Source organism: Kothea flammea (assembly GCF_052161645.1).
Taxonomy (GTDB): domain Bacteria; phylum Planctomycetota; class Planctomycetia; order Pirellulales; family Pirellulaceae; genus Laterigemmans.
Genome location: NZ_CP197414.1, coordinates 5,090,305 through 5,106,566, shown reverse-complemented (window position 1 = coordinate 5,106,566; position 16,262 = coordinate 5,090,305). Strand labels below are relative to the sequence as shown.

The following is a 16,262-nucleotide window of genomic DNA, read 5'->3' as shown; positions in this document are numbered from 1 at the left end:
CTCAGTTTTAGATTGACTCGTGGAGCGGAACTGTTAGGAAAGCCTGATGCGTTCACGCCCACGTCCTCGTCGCAGAATGTTAACCGCTCAACGTCTCGAATGCCGTCGACTGTTAACCGCCGAACTCCTAGAGCTGTCACTAACCGCCAGAACTCCCGCCGGTGATCTCTTAGAACCAGCTGCCGACGGGCGGATTGCCGTCGAAGTCGGTCAAGTTTTTGGCCTGGAAGTGGGGTTCGACGATTTGCGTCCCTCTGGAAATGATACCGGAGTCTTCAACGTGCTGACTGACTTGATCATCACTCAGCAGGCTGCGGTCACGCCGGTGTTGACCGAGACTCAATACATCGAGGTGACTAAGGGGGGCGAATTAGAATTCAGCATCCCCTTCTTGCCGCCCGGTATTGATGATGGGGAACTGACTTCCAACGGTGTTGACGACGGTCAAATTTCCCCGATCGATTTCCTCACCGCATTGACCGACTTTGGTTACGCTCCCGAAGATTTCGTGCTAGATGTTGATGAAGTCATGGATGAATTTGGGGAGTCGGTGATCGCCGCGACCATCCGTTGGACTAGCGATCGCTATGCCAATGTGAATCTGCCTTTGATCAGCATCTCGACGGGAGAAACCTGGCAATTTTCGCCCCTTTCGCCCGACGGTTCCAGTAATCCCGACGCGGTTCCGTTTAACATGGACTTTCAAAGCCAAACGCTGGGTGAGGAGTTTTACAGTCCCCTGGGGGCGCTCGCCGGCTCTTGGTCACCGGCATGGAATTTACAGCAAAACATTATCGGCTCCAGCACGTCATTCGGCTGGGGCGATCAAAGTGACTTCGTCGACGCGTTCCGCATTCCGGTTTTTATTAATCAGCCTGTCGAGGAACTTAATGTCGCGGTGCGGAGTGTGCCTGATGAAAATTTTTCCTTATATGGTGCGGATGATGCGTTCGGACCGGATCGGATTCGCTTGGATGACGATGCGACGCTAACTTTCGTTACTGTCGAGGATGATCCCGAAGATATCATTGGACTTTCTTTGCGTGCCCGTACGCTCGACGGGGCGCATCTTTTGGAGCCTGATGCTGAGGGACGCATTCAAGTCGAAGTTGGTCAGCCGTTTGATCTTGAAGTAGCGCTGGACGATTTTCGGCAGTTCGGCGGGGACCTTGGAGTCTTTTCCTTAGTCACCGACTTGGTCATCAGTCAGCAAGAGGCTGTCACACCATTGCTGACGGAAACCCAGTATCTGACAGTGCCCGCGAGCGGCGGCGACTTGGAGTTCAGCATTCCCTTTTTGCCACCCGGTGTGACAGCAGGAGAATTGACATCCAATGGTGTTGAAGATGGAGTGATTACCCCCAGTGATTTCCTCACCGCTCTGACCGACTTCGGGTACGCAGCGGATGACTTTGTGCTCGATGTCGTCAATGACTTTGTCGATGAGTCTGGTGAAACGGTAATCGCCGCCACGATTCGTTGGTCGCGGGACAGTTATACCAATGTGAATTTGCCGCTGATCAGCGTATCGACAGGCGAAACAAGACAATTCTCTCCCATTCTCGCAGATGGCTCCAGCAATCCCGGCGCGGTTCCTTTTAATCTTGGTCTTCATAGTTACGCGTTGGGTGAGCAGTTCTACATTGACGTGACTCGGTTCGCTGATTCCCAGGCTTCAACATGGAACCTGGAACATAAACTCGTCGGGATGCTGGACGCGAAAGGTTGGTATCGCGGCTCTGGTTACGTTCGTCCCGTCGATGCGTTTCGAATCCCAGTGATGATCAATCAGCCAACTGAGCAACTTGAAGTCTCGGTACGCAGCTCATTTGACGAAGTGTTTGTCTTGTATGGTACGGGGCCGAACGGCGAGTTCGAGCCGGAAATCGGGCCTAACCAGATTCGCTTGGGTCAAAACGCAACGTTGACTTTCACCTCTCGCAGGCACGATTTTGGAGACGCGCCGCTGGGGTACCCCGTTTCCTTGGCCGACGATGGTGCCCGGCATGTCTTTTATGAGGAGGCAGAACGTACCGCGTGGCTCAATAGCGGTGGTGAGTTGTTGGGTCGCGAGGTCTTGGGTGACGATCAGCAGAGCCTGTTTGGTGCCTCACTTGCCATTAGCGAAGATGGTAGCACGCTTGCCGTCGGTGCTCCCGCAGCCAACGTAGGAGACGCGACGACTGGTGCGGTTTTTCTCTATCGTCAGCAAGCAGGCGTTTGGCAACCTTTCGGGGATCCCATTGTCGGTGCGGCCGCGGACATTGGCATGGGGTATTCGCTCGGGCTCAGCGACGATGGCAATACGCTCGCCGTCGGTGCGCCGTTTACGGCAGATGGTGAACTCGGGGAAGTTCGTGTTTTTGAGCAGATTGGCGGCAGTTGGGAATCGCGTGGTAGCATCATTCGCGGGAACCAAACCGGCGAGCGACTGGGCAGTGCCTTGGCGATCAGCGATAACGGGCAAACGCTGGTCGTAGGCAGCGTCGGGGATTCAGTATCGGTTGCTAAAGTTTACCGCTGGACCAACGGTGATTGGGCACAATTCGGCGGTGATATTTTTTCCCTCTTTAGTGAGGAAACTTGGAACATCGATGTCGACATCAGTGACGATGGCCGCACCATATTGGTAGGTCAAAACGTACATAGCGAATCGATGAACGGTGCCGCCGCGCGCGTCTTGAGATACGACGGCTTCGATTGGAATCAACTCGGCCAAGCTCTCTTCGGTGACCCTGAGGACAGCGCCTTAGGTTGGTCGGTTGCACTCAGCGGCGACGCGCGTTCCATGGTGATCGGCAAACCGGGTGGCAACGTCAACGGAATCGATGCGGGCACGGTGCAGGCATATGCGTTTGATAGTCAAAACTGGATGCCGCTGGGGAGCGAGCTCCAGGGAGTGGGGTCCACAGACCGGCTGGGCTCGCAAGTCGCCATCAGTCAGGATGGGGAGCGGATTGCGATCGCTTCCAGCGGTTTAGAGTTCGGACACTCGGGAGCAAGCCAGATATTTGATTTTCAAGGTGGCGATTGGCAGTTGGTTGGAAATACCATTGTTAGCGAAAATGAATATACAGAGGCTCCCACGGTAATAGCGCTCGCACAGAATGGCGATATGACCGCCGTCGGGGACAGGGACCACGCGCTCGATGGCTTGGTACACGGGTTAGCCCGGACTTTCTCGCTTCGTTCCCGACCGATCCTCGGTAGTCAAATCGACGCCGAAGCAAACGGCATCGCATCCGCAGACGCTGGATCCGATGGTGCAGATGACGATGGCGTCCGTTTTGGTTTTCTCGAAGCTGGAAATATTGCCACCGCTGAGGTCACGGTCTCCGATGGTCCTGGATATTTAGATGCTTGGATCGATTTCAACGGAGATGGCGATTGGGATGACACAGGCGAGCAGATTGCCACTTCGCTGCCCGTGGAAACTGGTGTCAATTATCTTAGTTTTTTGATGCCCACCGGTGCATACGACGGTGATACTTACAGCCGCTTTCGGATCAGCAGCTCGGGTGGTTTATCGCCTTTCGGGCTGGCAGCGGACGGCGAAGTGGAGGACTATCGCATTTCCGTCCATGCGCCGCTTGGGTTTGATGCGATTGGCGACCAACTGCTAGCGAATACCGAAGCTGGTTTGAGTGTGCCTGTCAACGGTATCCTCGTCGATCCCCAGCGGCAATCGTTTTTGTCAGCCAGCTCCAGCAATCCGGCTTTGGTATCGGCCGTGGCTAATTATTCCTTTCCTGATTCCGAGGGGGTGATCGAGCTGATTCCAGCACCGGATCAGACGGGTGAAGCCACGATTACCGTTAGCTTTGTCGATGGTGGTTTGGATAATGATCTTCAAACGATCGCTGACAATCGGTCTTACACCGAGAGTTTCCGCGTGATCGTCTATGAGACCACGATTACGGACGAAATCGAACCGAACGATTCGTTCGCCACCGCTCAGCAATTGGGGCCGGTGGGAGTGCAACGCGTTCAAGGGCAAGTTGGCCTCGAAGTGGATCGCAGCACAGGCGTTAGAACTTACGATTACGATCATTTTGATTTTGAATACTTAGGAGGCGACGCCCTTCGCCTCTCACTCGAGGGTCCCTTCTCAGGTAGTACGCGAGGGATTTTTGATATTCAAGCCTCGCTTTTTCACGATCAGCAGCTGATCTCCTCATTCTTGCTCGACCGCGAAACCGTATCCGGTTCAACCGAATTTCCCGATCTTGCAGCGGGTGAGTACACATTACAGCTTGTGTTGGTAAACAACACAACTTTTGTGACTAACGTCTCGCAATCGCATCCTTATACATTTACGCTTGCGGGTGACAACTTACCAGCGGGAGATCGTTACGAAACGAACGATTCATTCTCGCAGGCTGCCAACCTGGGAGTGTTCAGTGGACGCCGCGACTATTCCGAGCTTTCCATCCACGCTGCGGGAAACCACGATTGGTTTCAGTTCACCACGCTGGAGGATGGTAGCAAAGAGCATGGAGTCACCATTGAGTTCGATGATGATCTGGGAGATCTGGATTTGGCATTGTTCAATAGTGACGGAGTGTTGCTCGGCAACTCGGCCGGTTTTGGTGACGTAGAACACATTTCGCTCCGCGACCAACCAGCGGGGACATACTATGTACAGGTTTACGGTTTCCAAGATGCAGTAAATCCTGATTATACGCTGATCATTGACGTGCCACTGATCGATGCGATCGACGAGGATGCTTTTGAGTCGAATGATTCACCGGGCGAAGCGTTTGATTTAGGGGCTACGGAGGGATTCTTGGCTCTTAATGATCTCACCATCCATCAGCCGGAAGATGAAGATTGGTTTCGCTTTGAGACGTTGGCCGCCGGATCGAACGCGGATTTCGTGGCGATTGATTTTGAGCATGCTGAGGGAGACTTGGACCTCAGGTTGCATAGTGCCACGGGCGAGCTGCTGAAGATTTCAGACTCGGTCACGAATCGCGAACGCATTAGTCTGGCGGGACTGAATGCGGGCACCTATTACGTGGTTGCCTACGGTTTCGCGGGTGCGACTAGTTCCGCTTACACGCTATCCTTGCAGACGCCGGTGGCAATTGCAGCGGACGATTGGGAAGCGAACGACTTGCCGGCGACAGCTTCCGATCTGGGGCTGGTCGAAGGCACGCAGACCTATGCAAACCTTAGTATCCATGCGGACCAAGATGTTGATTGGTTTGAGTTCTCGATTGGAAATCAAGGTGGCCCAAGGGACGGCGTGGCGATTGAATTTGCGTCTGAGCTTGGTGATTTGGACATCCTGTTGTATGACGCCAATCTGAATTTGCTGGGAAGTTCGACGGGCATCGAAGACGAGGAACTGATTAGTCTTGAAGGGCAACCAGCGGGCACTTATTTGGTTAGGGTTTATGGGTTCTCGGGTGCCACCAACCCAGCCTATCAGCTGTCCATCGTCGGACCTTCCGCCGGCGTGGCGGCGGACCACTTTGAGACCAATGACACGCTCCAGACGGCTTTCGATTTCAGGACACTCAGCGGCAATATTCAAGAAACGCTTTCACTCCATACGTCGAACGATCGTGATTGGTTTCGCTTCGTATTGCCCGAGCGAGGCACGGTGGAAGATCAAATACTGATCGAGTTTGATCACCAAACTCGGGATATGGGGCTCTGGCTGTATGACGCCAGCCGTCAGTTGGTAAGAGTTTCTGACAGTGCCGCGAGCAGCGAATTAATCCGCTTGGCGGGGCTTAGTCCGGGTGAGTACTACTTGGAAGCGGCCGGCGTCGACGGAGCTGCCACGCTGGAATACTCGCTGCATATCGATTTCGCATTCTCGGATTCTTTTGCCGATAGATTTGAAGCAAATGATCGATTGAGTGATGCCAGTGATCTTCGCCTGCTGACTGAATACACTCGGCTCGACACCCTCTCGGTATGGCCCGCAAGTGACAGCGATTATTTCCGTTTCGAAACCACCTCCGTGGGGACCAGCGATCATCGCGTGCAGATTCAGTTTCAACATACCGCGGGAGACCTCGATTTCGAGTTGCTCGATCAAGCTGGCGAGTCTTTGGCGGCCAGCAACGGGACAACCGACATGGAAACGCTCACGTTGGAGGGACTCGCGCCCGGTGTCTACTACGTGCATGTCTATGGATATTCGGGTGCGACGAATCCGGAGTACAGCCTCGAAATATTCCCGCCCAATGATCGCTTGAGTGAAGATCGTTTTGAACCCAACGATGTGCGCTCGCAGGCGACGCTGCTTCGCAACCAAGGTGATCAATTGGTTGGCGAATATGCATTGAGAGATTTGAATCTGCATGTTGCGGACGATGTCGATCTGTTTCGATTTGAAACGCTGGGAGTGGGCACGGCGAGCAACTTTGTCGAGATCAGCGGTCCTCCTGGTAGCGCGCGGCCGCAGTTGCGGTTGTTAGATGCCGATGGGGAGCCGCTGGGCTCGGGGACTCGCATCTCCTTAGCCGACTTGACAGCCGGAACCTACTATCTAGAAAGCTCGTTGGCTGCCGGCCAGCCGTCTGAATACTCGTTGCGGATTAACGCACCGACTGATACTCCCGCTCTCGATCCATGGACGATTTTTGTTTACATCACGGCCAGTGATTTAGATCGGGCCGCGCATGATGATATCAATGAGATGGAATTCGCTCTCAGCGAACTGCCCGCTGGCGTAAACGTGGGGGTATTTTGGGACCAAAGTGATTTGCGAACCACATTCGCGACCGGTGGTGGATCGCAAGCACCTTGGGGAACGGTCGGTTATGCCATGTTGCAAGCCGATCGCGACATGTCTAGCGTAGCGACCGAATTTATCATCGGGGCGGAGGCGAATTCGGGCGATCCTGCCACCTTGGTCGATTTTCTAACTTGGGGCGTGGACGTCGCTCCGGCGGAAAACTATGGCTTGATCTTGTGGAATCACGGGGATGGAATTCGTGGTTCCAATTTCGATGATTCCGATTTGGCGACCATCGGCGGTCGGGAGAATTTACGGATTCCAGAGCTTGCCTCCGCGCTTCGCTCTCCGGGAGTGCCGGCGATCGACGTGCTCGCTTTCGACGCCTGTTTAATGGGCACGATCGAAGTGGCGGCAAGTCTTCGAGATGTCAGCGAAGTGTTCGTTGCCGCTCAAGAATTGGTTGGTTTTGACGGCCATGACTACACCACGCTGTTTGATGTTTTGCGCGAGAATCCCGCACGCGTCACCAGCGAAGAACTGGCAACGGGCTTCGTTCGCAGCTTTGAGGAGCAGTACGCGGGAGACTACTCGGGTTGGGATACTCAATCCGCGATTTCATCTGATGCGATCGAGTCGCTGTTGAATTCTCTGGAGGCGTTCGTAACGCTTGGTCTTGGTACCACGGGGACGCAGCTCAGGTATCTACGGGAGGCGGCCGATGCGGCGCTCAGCTATTACGATCCGGAGTCTCGCGATCTAGGCAGCCTATTTTCAATTATCGCCTCCACGGAAGGTCTGAGTGCTTCGCTGAAATCAGCCGCCGAAGACGTGCTGGCCGCGCTGCAAAGTTCCATTGTGGCATTGAGTCAAGACGCGCGTAACAGCTCGGGGATTTCAATTCATCTCCCTGATGGCGGATCCGCCGACATTGCTTACCGGACCGAATTCAGTGAGTTCCTTTCTGCTACCGGCTGGTCTGATTTTACCGAACACCTTGGAGGGCGTTCTTCGGGTGGGCCCGCGGGACGATTGGGGCGGATGGCCACGTCGCAGGACTGGGCGGAATCCAACGACTCACCCGCCTTGGCGTTCGATCTACGCGAAATTCGCGGTGCGGGCAACGCGATGACGGAACTGAGTCTGCACGCGGGAACGGACGTCGATTGGTTTCGTTTCCAGTTGGAGACGGTAACAGCCGCCACCGAGCAGATAACTCTGCAAACCGCAGAGGGCAGTTCGCTGAGTCTGACCTTGTTTGATCAAACGGGAAGCCAGTTGTTGGCTCAGGCGAGCGGAGATGGCAACGTCGTGCTGCCCCTCAGTGAATTGGCTGCCGGCGAGTATCTGGTGCGCGTCGATTCGCCAGATCTCCAACCGGTAGCACGTTATGATCTGATGATTGACGCGCCCGAGATCGTAGATACCAGCTCCTGGGCTGGAGATAATACTTCGTTCGAGAAGGCCTTTCCACTTGGATTGACGCCAACGCGAGCTTGGTTCAGCGGGCTGGCTATCGACACATCGAGCGAAGCTTGGTTCAAACTCGAAACACCACGTTTGGCTAACAATAGTTTTTACGAACTGACGGTGCTTCCTAACACTCCCGGCATTATCTCGGCCAGCGTGGTGGATGGGCAAGGGCAGACGGTCAGCAGCACAGGCGAAGGGGGCGCGTTGGTCCTGGGGCTGTTAGCCAGCGGTGGGGCTGAAGATTACTTTCTTAAGATCGAGAACGTCAGCGATCAATCGGCTGCCAGCTACTCGTTGCAGATCGAGAGTGCGACGAACGCACTGTTTCCGCTGCAATATCCGGAACGGATTGCCGGTGGGTTGCTTGCCGAATTGCCAATCTCCGAGTTGGTTGATGAAGTTGGCGTGCTGAGAGTGTTGGATTCACAGTTTGAAATCGTGGATAACACGCTTCGCCTTCGCGCCGGCGAGTCGCTCTCCCTAACCGCAGGCCAGCAACGTTGGGTGGCGATTGAGTACAGTGATGCCGGCAGTCCAGGAATCATCAACCAGCTAACGGTGCCGATCCAGATTGAAGCGAATCCGTTTGCTTATCACAACGTCGACTCGGCTTATGACGTTAACGGCGACGGAAGTATTTTGCCCATTGACGCGTTGGCCGTGATTAATGATCTGAATAAAAATGGCACCCGCTCGCTGGACGTTCGTGATGGTTCCGCAGGCACAGCGGTACGCTTCCTGGATGTCAACGCGGATAACCGCGTAACTCCATTGGACGCCCTAGCGGTCATTAATTACTTAAACCGGAATCGTGACGGCGAACCCGCGGGAGAAGGGACTCAGCTGATTGATCTTGCCATCTCGCACACCGCAGCCAGCCCACTCGACCCCAGCGACGTCGACACGCTGCTGGCCAACTGGGAATTTGCTCCGCAAACCTTAGAGGACCTCGATCGCTGGAAAAAAAGTATGCGCGGGATTGATTGAAGCGAGTGAAAGGCAACCACTAATTGGCTACTGGTAGGAAATGGTGGGAAACTCTGATTGTTTGCCCGACTATCGCACGAATGGGCGTGAATGAAAATCTTATACTACCGCGTTGACTGAAATCGATCATTTCTTGACAGATTTCAGTCAACGGGCGAGAGATTTCTGGCAGCCGACGGGCTGTTGTCGCGGATCTTATTGATCGGCATAGACGGTGGTGCTTTCTTCCTTGGTCACTGGACGTTTAGATTGGTCGCTGACCAAAGTCGCTTTGATCAGGTGCGCATCGGCGGTTGTGCCTCGAACGCGGACTTGGAAAACTTGTTCGCCCTTCGCCGGTAAGGAAGCGATTGGGTCAAACACTAGCAATCCCTTGCCGTCGGTTTGCGCTAAGGGGTCCGCGCCGACTAATTGCAAAGCTGGATGTGGCAATCGCACTTCCAACCGCACGTTCGTGTCGTCGCGGGTACCGTTGTTGGTGACACGGATCTTATACAGAGTCTCCGCGCCCACTTCGATCGGGTCTTGATCATCCGCGATGGTAAAGCTGAGCTCGGCCAATGTTTCAATTGTTAACTCCTTGCTGCTGGCTGCCACGATGCCCAGATCGGCATTGGCTTCCAAGCGGATCGCTTGTTGTCCGGCTTGAACCGGTAGCACCGTCAACGGCACGCTACCATTGCGACCGGCGGGGAGTTCTTCGAGGCTCCAGAACACGGCGTGTCGTTCCGGATCGTACTGTCCGGCCGCTTCGGTGCTGACGAACTTCAGCCCCTTGTCGAGAAACGCCATGATCTCGACGTTCGAGGCGTCGGCGGTGCCCATGTTGGCAATCTCGACATCATAAGTTGCTTGACGTTCGAGGTAGCGAAGCGAGGGGCCTGCCAAGGAGACTTCGACCGCTGGCGAAATGACTTCGATTTCCGCCGTGTGTTTTGTTTGCACACCATCGGAGTCGGTTAGCACGATTGTATTCTGAATGACACCCGGCTTGGTTGCCCGCAATCGCATGATGCGATTCTGTTGCGAACCGGGAGGTAGTTCGCCGATTGGCAGCTCAATTTGACGACCTTGAACGTGCTCTAGACCATCGGGTAGATCAGCCAGTAGGACAACTCCGTTGGCCGAACCACTGCCGCTGTTCTTGAGTGCAATGTCAATCTCGAGTTGTTGCCCGATCAGGACTTGCGTGGGTACGTTTTGCGTCAACTGCAAGTTGGGTTGGGTGGCGATGGTGCGTACCGACGCCGCCGCTTCAAAAGTAACTCGCGCCACGCTGCCAATCTCGCCTTCGCTGTCCGGAATTAATTTCGTTATGATTGTGCGTTCTTCGCCGGGGCGGAGGTCGCCCAGTTGCCAGATCAGCATCCCGGCAGCTCGGCTGGCCGGTGGTACCGTTTCCACGAAGGTGGTGCCGGTGGGGACCTTGTCAAAAACTCGCACATCCAACGCGGTCGCTTCCCCGACGTTGCGAACTTGCACGGTAAAGTCGGTGGGGCGTCCCACGCGGACTTCGCTGGGGCTACTTTTCTGCACAAGAATGTGAGGCGATTGCAAACCTTCGGTCTCACGCGTACCGGGAACAGCGAGCACTTCCTCAGCCGAAACGACTTGCAACGCGGCCGCGTCAGAAGCACTGGAGCGGCTGGTGGGAGCGAGCGATGCGGCTGGATTGCTGCCGTTGAGCGACGGCTGAGCGGAACGTGAGCCAGCCTCCAAGGGGCGGAGATCGGCTGTGCGGTACGCTGGAGGCTGGTTAACTGCTGGCGGTTGACTGTCAGCAGCCGACGGATCGTACGCTGCCGGCGGATTGTATGAGGGGGGCTGATTGGCAGCGGCAGCAGCAGGTTGAGCGACCGGAGTTCCCCACTCCGCGGCGGCAGCATCGATCGCGTCAACGGCTTGATCCGCTGGTGGGTTAGCGGGCGCATCATAGCCGGTCGCCGGAGCCGCGTAAGTGTTGGCGGAATTGGCTGTTGCCGCAGCAGGTGGCTCTGCGGCGGACCGCAACCGCAGCGTGTTGGTACCTGGCGAGCTGTCTTCGCTGCCGGGACCTGTGGAAGTGCTGGTGGCGTTGGCGGCGGCAGCATCGTAAGTTGGCAATGGCGGCAAATCTAAGGGAGCATCCGATTGTGGCCCGTCATCGAGGGCTGGCAGAGAGAGTGAATCAATGCTGTAGTCGCCGCTGGGCGGTAAGGTAGGTTCACCGTACTGCGGAGCACCGGGAGATTCACCGGGTGTCACAGAGGGTGAGCTGAGAGCGGGGATGCTAGGAGAGTCGAGTTGGCTCAAGCCTGGCGACTCGAATCCAGTCTGCGGTTGTTCCTCGGCAGTTGCACCGGTACTTGGCAGCGTGGGAGGCAAGATCGGAGGCAAGTTGGCAGGTGGTTCGCTGGCAGGATCGGGGTCGACCGGAGTTTGCAGGGTGGCCAAACGGACTCCCGAGTCGTAGTTTCCCGAGTCGAAGTTTCCAGAACTATAGTTTCCAGGGTTATGATTCTGGTTTGGCACGCCGGTGCTCAGCGGGTCATTGCCCCGGACGACGTGCTGGTCATCATTGATATCGGGGGGGAGGGGGAAATCACTAAGTGCTGGCAGGGGAGCCGGACCGTTAGCGGTCAAGCTGTCATCGTCGGCCGTTCCATCCATCCTGGACCAATCGCCAGCAAATTCGGGCGAGTCGTTAGAACGAGTTTGGTAGATCGCTAATCCACCGAGGCAGATTACGACGAGTCCTGCCGTAAGGCGAAGGCCGAAGCGATTCATGCTGTTCGCATCCTTGTCTGAGCCATCAAGTGGGCCATCCAAGGCCCGTCGGGATAGGTCTTTAGCAAATCCGTGAATTTTTTCAAATAGCGAAGTTCCCAAAACCACATGAAAGCGGCTTGCGTATTTCCATCAGCGGGGCAGAGCGGCCAACGAAAACCTCATCCGCCACAACTATGCTGGGCTCTGAAATGGTAGATTTGAGCATCGGCCGAGTCGCCATCGGAAGAGGTACACGCGTTGCGAGTGATCGGCATTGACCATGTCAGGGGACCCATTCCGAGAAACCGGTGCCGACTTGACTCCCAGCAGCGATGGCCGGGTGGGCCAGCCTCACCATTATTTACCGAGACTTTCGCCGGCGGGAATTCGTGCTGGGTATGTCCGGCAATGCTGGTTGATCGTCGGCTGGAGTTGGCCCGCTTTGGGCGCCGTCTTGATGGCCGGTGGTTGGTGGTTGCGAGATCGCCCCGGAAACCAAGATTTGCTCGCCCTGGCCGGTTGCATCTTCGCCATCGCGATTCTGGGGACGGCGATCCAGGGAGCCATTTACTGGATTCTAACACCTGGTTGCCAACGCAGTCGGCCCGGCGGGGCAATTGTTCCCGCAGTTATCTTCACCGTCTTTGGCGCCCGTGAACCGCTTGAGCCGCTGCGGCAGATCAGTGCCGGCCAGCGTTGGATGCAACTCGTGCTGGGGCCGCTCATTCTCTTCAAAATCGCCATCGTCTTGGCGATGTTGGAGTTGATTCGTGGCAGTTTGACAGGCGGCGCGGTGGAGGGCAGCCTGTTGAGGAGCGGTGTGTTTGGAAATAGCGGGTTTACGCCCCAGCGGCCGCTGTGGGTTGCGACTTGGGTTTGGATGATCCAAGCAACGATCTCGCTGACCCCGTTGCCAGGTACGCTGGGACGCGCCTTTCTGCACTCTTCGCTCGCTTTGGTGATCGCCCCGCGTAACTTGCGCCGCAGGGATCACTTAGTGCGGCAGGTCGAGGGGAGTTTGGCGTTTGCCTGTTTGGCGATCAGCTTAGTGCTGTGGCACTGGGAGCCGCCTGGTGGATTCGTGCCGCTGTGGCCGTTTTGGGTGGTATTTGGTCTGCTGATCTGGGCCGGCCGTGACGCCGAAGCAGGCAGTCGCGAGCGGAGCGAGCTGCGTCAGTTGCTGGCGGCGGCTGACGCCTCCACCGACGATGCGCCACTGGTCCGTTGGTGGAAAACACTCAAGCTGCGCCGCACGCTCCGGCAGGAACGTGCCGAAGCGGTCGATGAAACGCGTCTCGACGCGGTGCTCGATAAACTGCACCGCCAGGGTGCTGATTCCTTGACCGCTGCCGAACAGGCACTGCTGCGACGGGTGAGCCAGCGGATTCGCCGCAGTCGCAGCTGATTCGCCGCAGAGACAGTTGATTCGCCGCAGAGACTGTTGATTCGCCGCAGGCGCAACTGCTTTACCTGTTCGCAGGCCCTACCATCGTTAGGCTCCCACCAAGCGGTAAATAGGTTCGCTGAAGTCAGGGAAAACCGCGCCGGCCCAACCCGGTGGGACGGTATCCGCATCGTAGGGTTTAAGCGATTCGCAACTCATATATGTTACCTCCACTCAATCGCGCCCCCCCAAAGTTATCCGAAAACCACCGGCGAGTTGACGGTTCATGCCATCGGCGAAGTGATATTGGCTGGCTTTTTCAGGATCGCGAGTTCGATTGTGACCAGTATTTGCTATGCCTGCTTCCTCAACTCATCCGCCTACCTGTGATTTCGACGCGCAACCGAAGCTGGAATCGGCGGCGGTAATCGAGGCGTTGGAAGAGGAGATGGGGCAGCTCAGTGAACAGCTGTCGCGAACTTTTGAAGAGCTCACGCTGATTCATGATCTCAGTCGTTGCACCAAGCTCTCCAATGATCGCGCCACACACTGCCGCGACGCCCTACTGCGGCTCGCCGATTGCCTACCACTGGAAACTTTGGTGGTGCTGTTGCCGCCCGACGATTGCTTGGTCGGTTCCAGCAACCCGTTGGCGACGACCGATTATTCGCCCCTATGCGCCGGGGCCGTGAGTGACCTCGATGCGAATTTGACGGTCGACTTCCAACCCGCCGAGGAACGCGTCGGAGAAGTCATTCAAGTTGGTCGCGAGCATGACGAGGAGCAGCTTCGCCGCATCGTGAGTGAATTGGAATCTACCTCGCAAATGGTGATCAATCATCCGCTGCGATGCGCGCCGAATTTCGACCGCGTGGCGATGGTGGAACTGGAGGCGGGGTCTGCCTCGAGTGGTAAACTGTTAGGCATCGGGTCGCGGCCGACTGCGGAACTAGGCACGATTGAAATTCAGCTGATGCAGTCTGTCGGCATGATTCTCAACTCCCAGTTGGCGATCCATCGGCAATTCGTGTCGGTCAGGCGGATGTTTGAAGGAGCCGTGCGAGCGCTGGTATCGGCCGTCGATGCCAAAGACCCTTATACTTGCGGCCACAGCACGCGGGTGGCCGCGATGGGAAAAGCGCTGGCGGTCGATTTTGGGCTTTCAGCCGAGGCAGTCGAGACGGTCCACATGTCGGGACTGCTGCATGACATCGGCAAGATTGGTGTTTCCGACAAGGTGCTGCGAAAACCGGGGAAATTAACCAACGAAGAATTTGATGAGATCAAAAAACACCCCGAGCTGGGGTACCGCATTTTGCGTGGGGTCCCTCAATTCGTCGAAATCCTACCCGGCGTTCGTTATCACCACGAAGCTTGGGATGGGACTGGCTATCCGGCCGGGTTAGCTGGTGTCAAGATTCCCTTGATTGCCCGCATTTTGGCGGTCGCCGACTCCTTTGACGCGATGACCAGCACGCGCCCTTATCGCAGCGGGTTGCCATTGGCGCAAGTGATCGAGATTTTTCGCATTGGTAGTGGCAAGCAATGGGATCCGGGGATCGTCTCGCTGTTGCTGCAAGACCGCGATCGCTTAAATCGCATGGTCGAGGATGGCTGTCTTTAACGCGAATTAATCGGCTGCCAGCCTGCCCAGAGGATACCCGGGTGTCTACACTGAGATGCGGAGGTACGGTATGGTAAGGCCCCCGAAGTAACATCCAGGAACGGACAGCCATGATTCAGCGGAACCCGACTCGCTCGGTTGCCATCGGCACGATTCAAATTGGTGCCGCTCATCCAATCGCCGCGCAAAGTATGACGGCGACGAAGACACAGAATATTGACGCCACGGTGGAGCAAGCCGAAGCGCTGCGAGCCGCCGGTGCCGGTGTGGTTCGCGTGGCGGTGGACAGTGAAAAAGATGCCCAAGCTTTGGCTGAAATTCGCCGCCAAACGACCGCAAATTTAGCGGTCGATTTGCAAGAGAATTTTAAGCTTGCCGAACTGGTCGCTCCCCACGTGGATAAAATCCGCTACAACCCGGGGCACCTGTATCACCACCAGAAAGATCGCCCCTGGCAAGATAAAGTTCGCTTCATTATCGACTGCGCGGCGGCAAACCAATGTGCCGTGCGAATTGGCGTTAACTGTGGCAGTGTCGATCCGGCTAAGAAGGCTAAATACGCGGCTGATGATTCGATCACACCGATGCTGGAAAGTGCCATTGAGCACTGCGAGTTTGTCGAGTCGATTGGGTTTGACCAATTCGTTGTTTCGCTCAAAGACAGTGATCCGTCCAAAGTCGTGGAGGTCAATCGCCGGTTCGCCGAGTTACGACCCGATATCCCCTTGCACCTCGGGGTGACCGAAGCGGGCATGCCGCCCGACGGGATTGTGAAAACAAGAATCGCTTTTGAGCAATTGATTGGCAAAGGTATTGGCGACACGATTCGCGTCTCCTTGACGCTGCCCAACTCGCGGAAGCCCGAAGAGGTTGTCGCCGGTTTGGAAATTCTCGACGACATTGCCCAGGGACGCGTCCGCAGCGTGGTCAAATTCAACACGGACGGCTTGAATATTATCAGCTGTCCCAGTTGTTCACGCGTCGAAAACGAGGCCTTCGTCGATTTGGCAGCGAATGTCAAGCAGATGACTGAATTCGCGAAAAACTACGCCATCACGATTGCCGTGATGGGATGTCGAGTGAATGGCCCGGGCGAAACGGATGACGCCGATTTGGGACTTTGGTGTGGTCCCAATCGGGTCAATCTGAAACGTGGCACCGAACTGGTCGGCAGCTTTACGTATGATGACATCCTACCCAAGCTCCGCGAAGAACTCGACGCCATCATCGCCACTAAGACGAGCTGAGAACCGCACGCTGGCGCGTTGCGGCTGATGGAAACCGCACGCTGGCGCGAGGCGGCTTATTGCTGTCCGGGAAACCGCACGCTGGCGCGTTGCGGCTGATGGAAA

At 56.1% G+C, this 16,262-nt stretch carries 5 protein-coding genes; 4 read left to right on the top strand and 1 reads right to left on the bottom strand.

The window, feature by feature from the left end:
- Positions 1 to 46 precede the first annotated feature (46 nt).
- Positions 47 to 9,154 (top strand): pre-peptidase C-terminal domain-containing protein, encoded by a 9,108-nt coding sequence (locus SH139x_RS19080; RefSeq protein WP_488351358.1) that lies wholly within the window; start codon positions 47 to 49, stop codon positions 9,152 to 9,154.
- 195 nt (positions 9,155 to 9,349) lie between these two features.
- On the opposite strand, the gene SH139x_RS19075 is transcribed toward SH139x_RS19080, so the two are convergent.
- Positions 9,350 to 11,920: a COG1361 family protein gene (locus SH139x_RS19075; RefSeq protein ID WP_488351357.1), complete on the bottom strand. Its 2,571-nt coding sequence runs from the start codon at positions 11,918 to 11,920 to the stop codon at positions 9,350 to 9,352.
- Between the two features lie 262 nt (positions 11,921 to 12,182).
- On the opposite strand from SH139x_RS19075, the gene SH139x_RS19070 reads away from it, so the two are divergent.
- The 3 genes from SH139x_RS19070 to ispG all read left to right on the top strand — a co-directional run bounded on the left by SH139x_RS19070 (position 12,183) and on the right by ispG (position 16,157).
- Positions 12,183 to 13,307, top strand: a complete 1,125-nt coding sequence (locus SH139x_RS19070; protein ID WP_488351356.1) for a hypothetical protein — start codon at positions 12,183 to 12,185, stop codon at positions 13,305 to 13,307.
- A 334-nt stretch (positions 13,308 to 13,641) separates the two neighbouring features.
- A complete protein-coding gene (locus tag SH139x_RS19065; RefSeq protein WP_488351355.1) occupies positions 13,642 to 14,910 on the top strand; it encodes an HD-GYP domain-containing protein in 1,269 nt (422 codons plus the stop codon).
- Positions 14,911 to 15,020: 110 nt separating this feature from the next.
- Positions 15,021 to 16,157 carry a (E)-4-hydroxy-3-methylbut-2-enyl-diphosphate synthase gene (gene ispG / locus SH139x_RS19060; protein WP_488351354.1) on the top strand — a complete coding sequence of 379 codons (1,137 nt, stop codon included), beginning with the start codon at positions 15,021 to 15,023 and terminating at the stop codon, positions 16,155 to 16,157.
- The last annotated feature ends 105 nt before the right edge of the window (positions 16,158 to 16,262 follow it).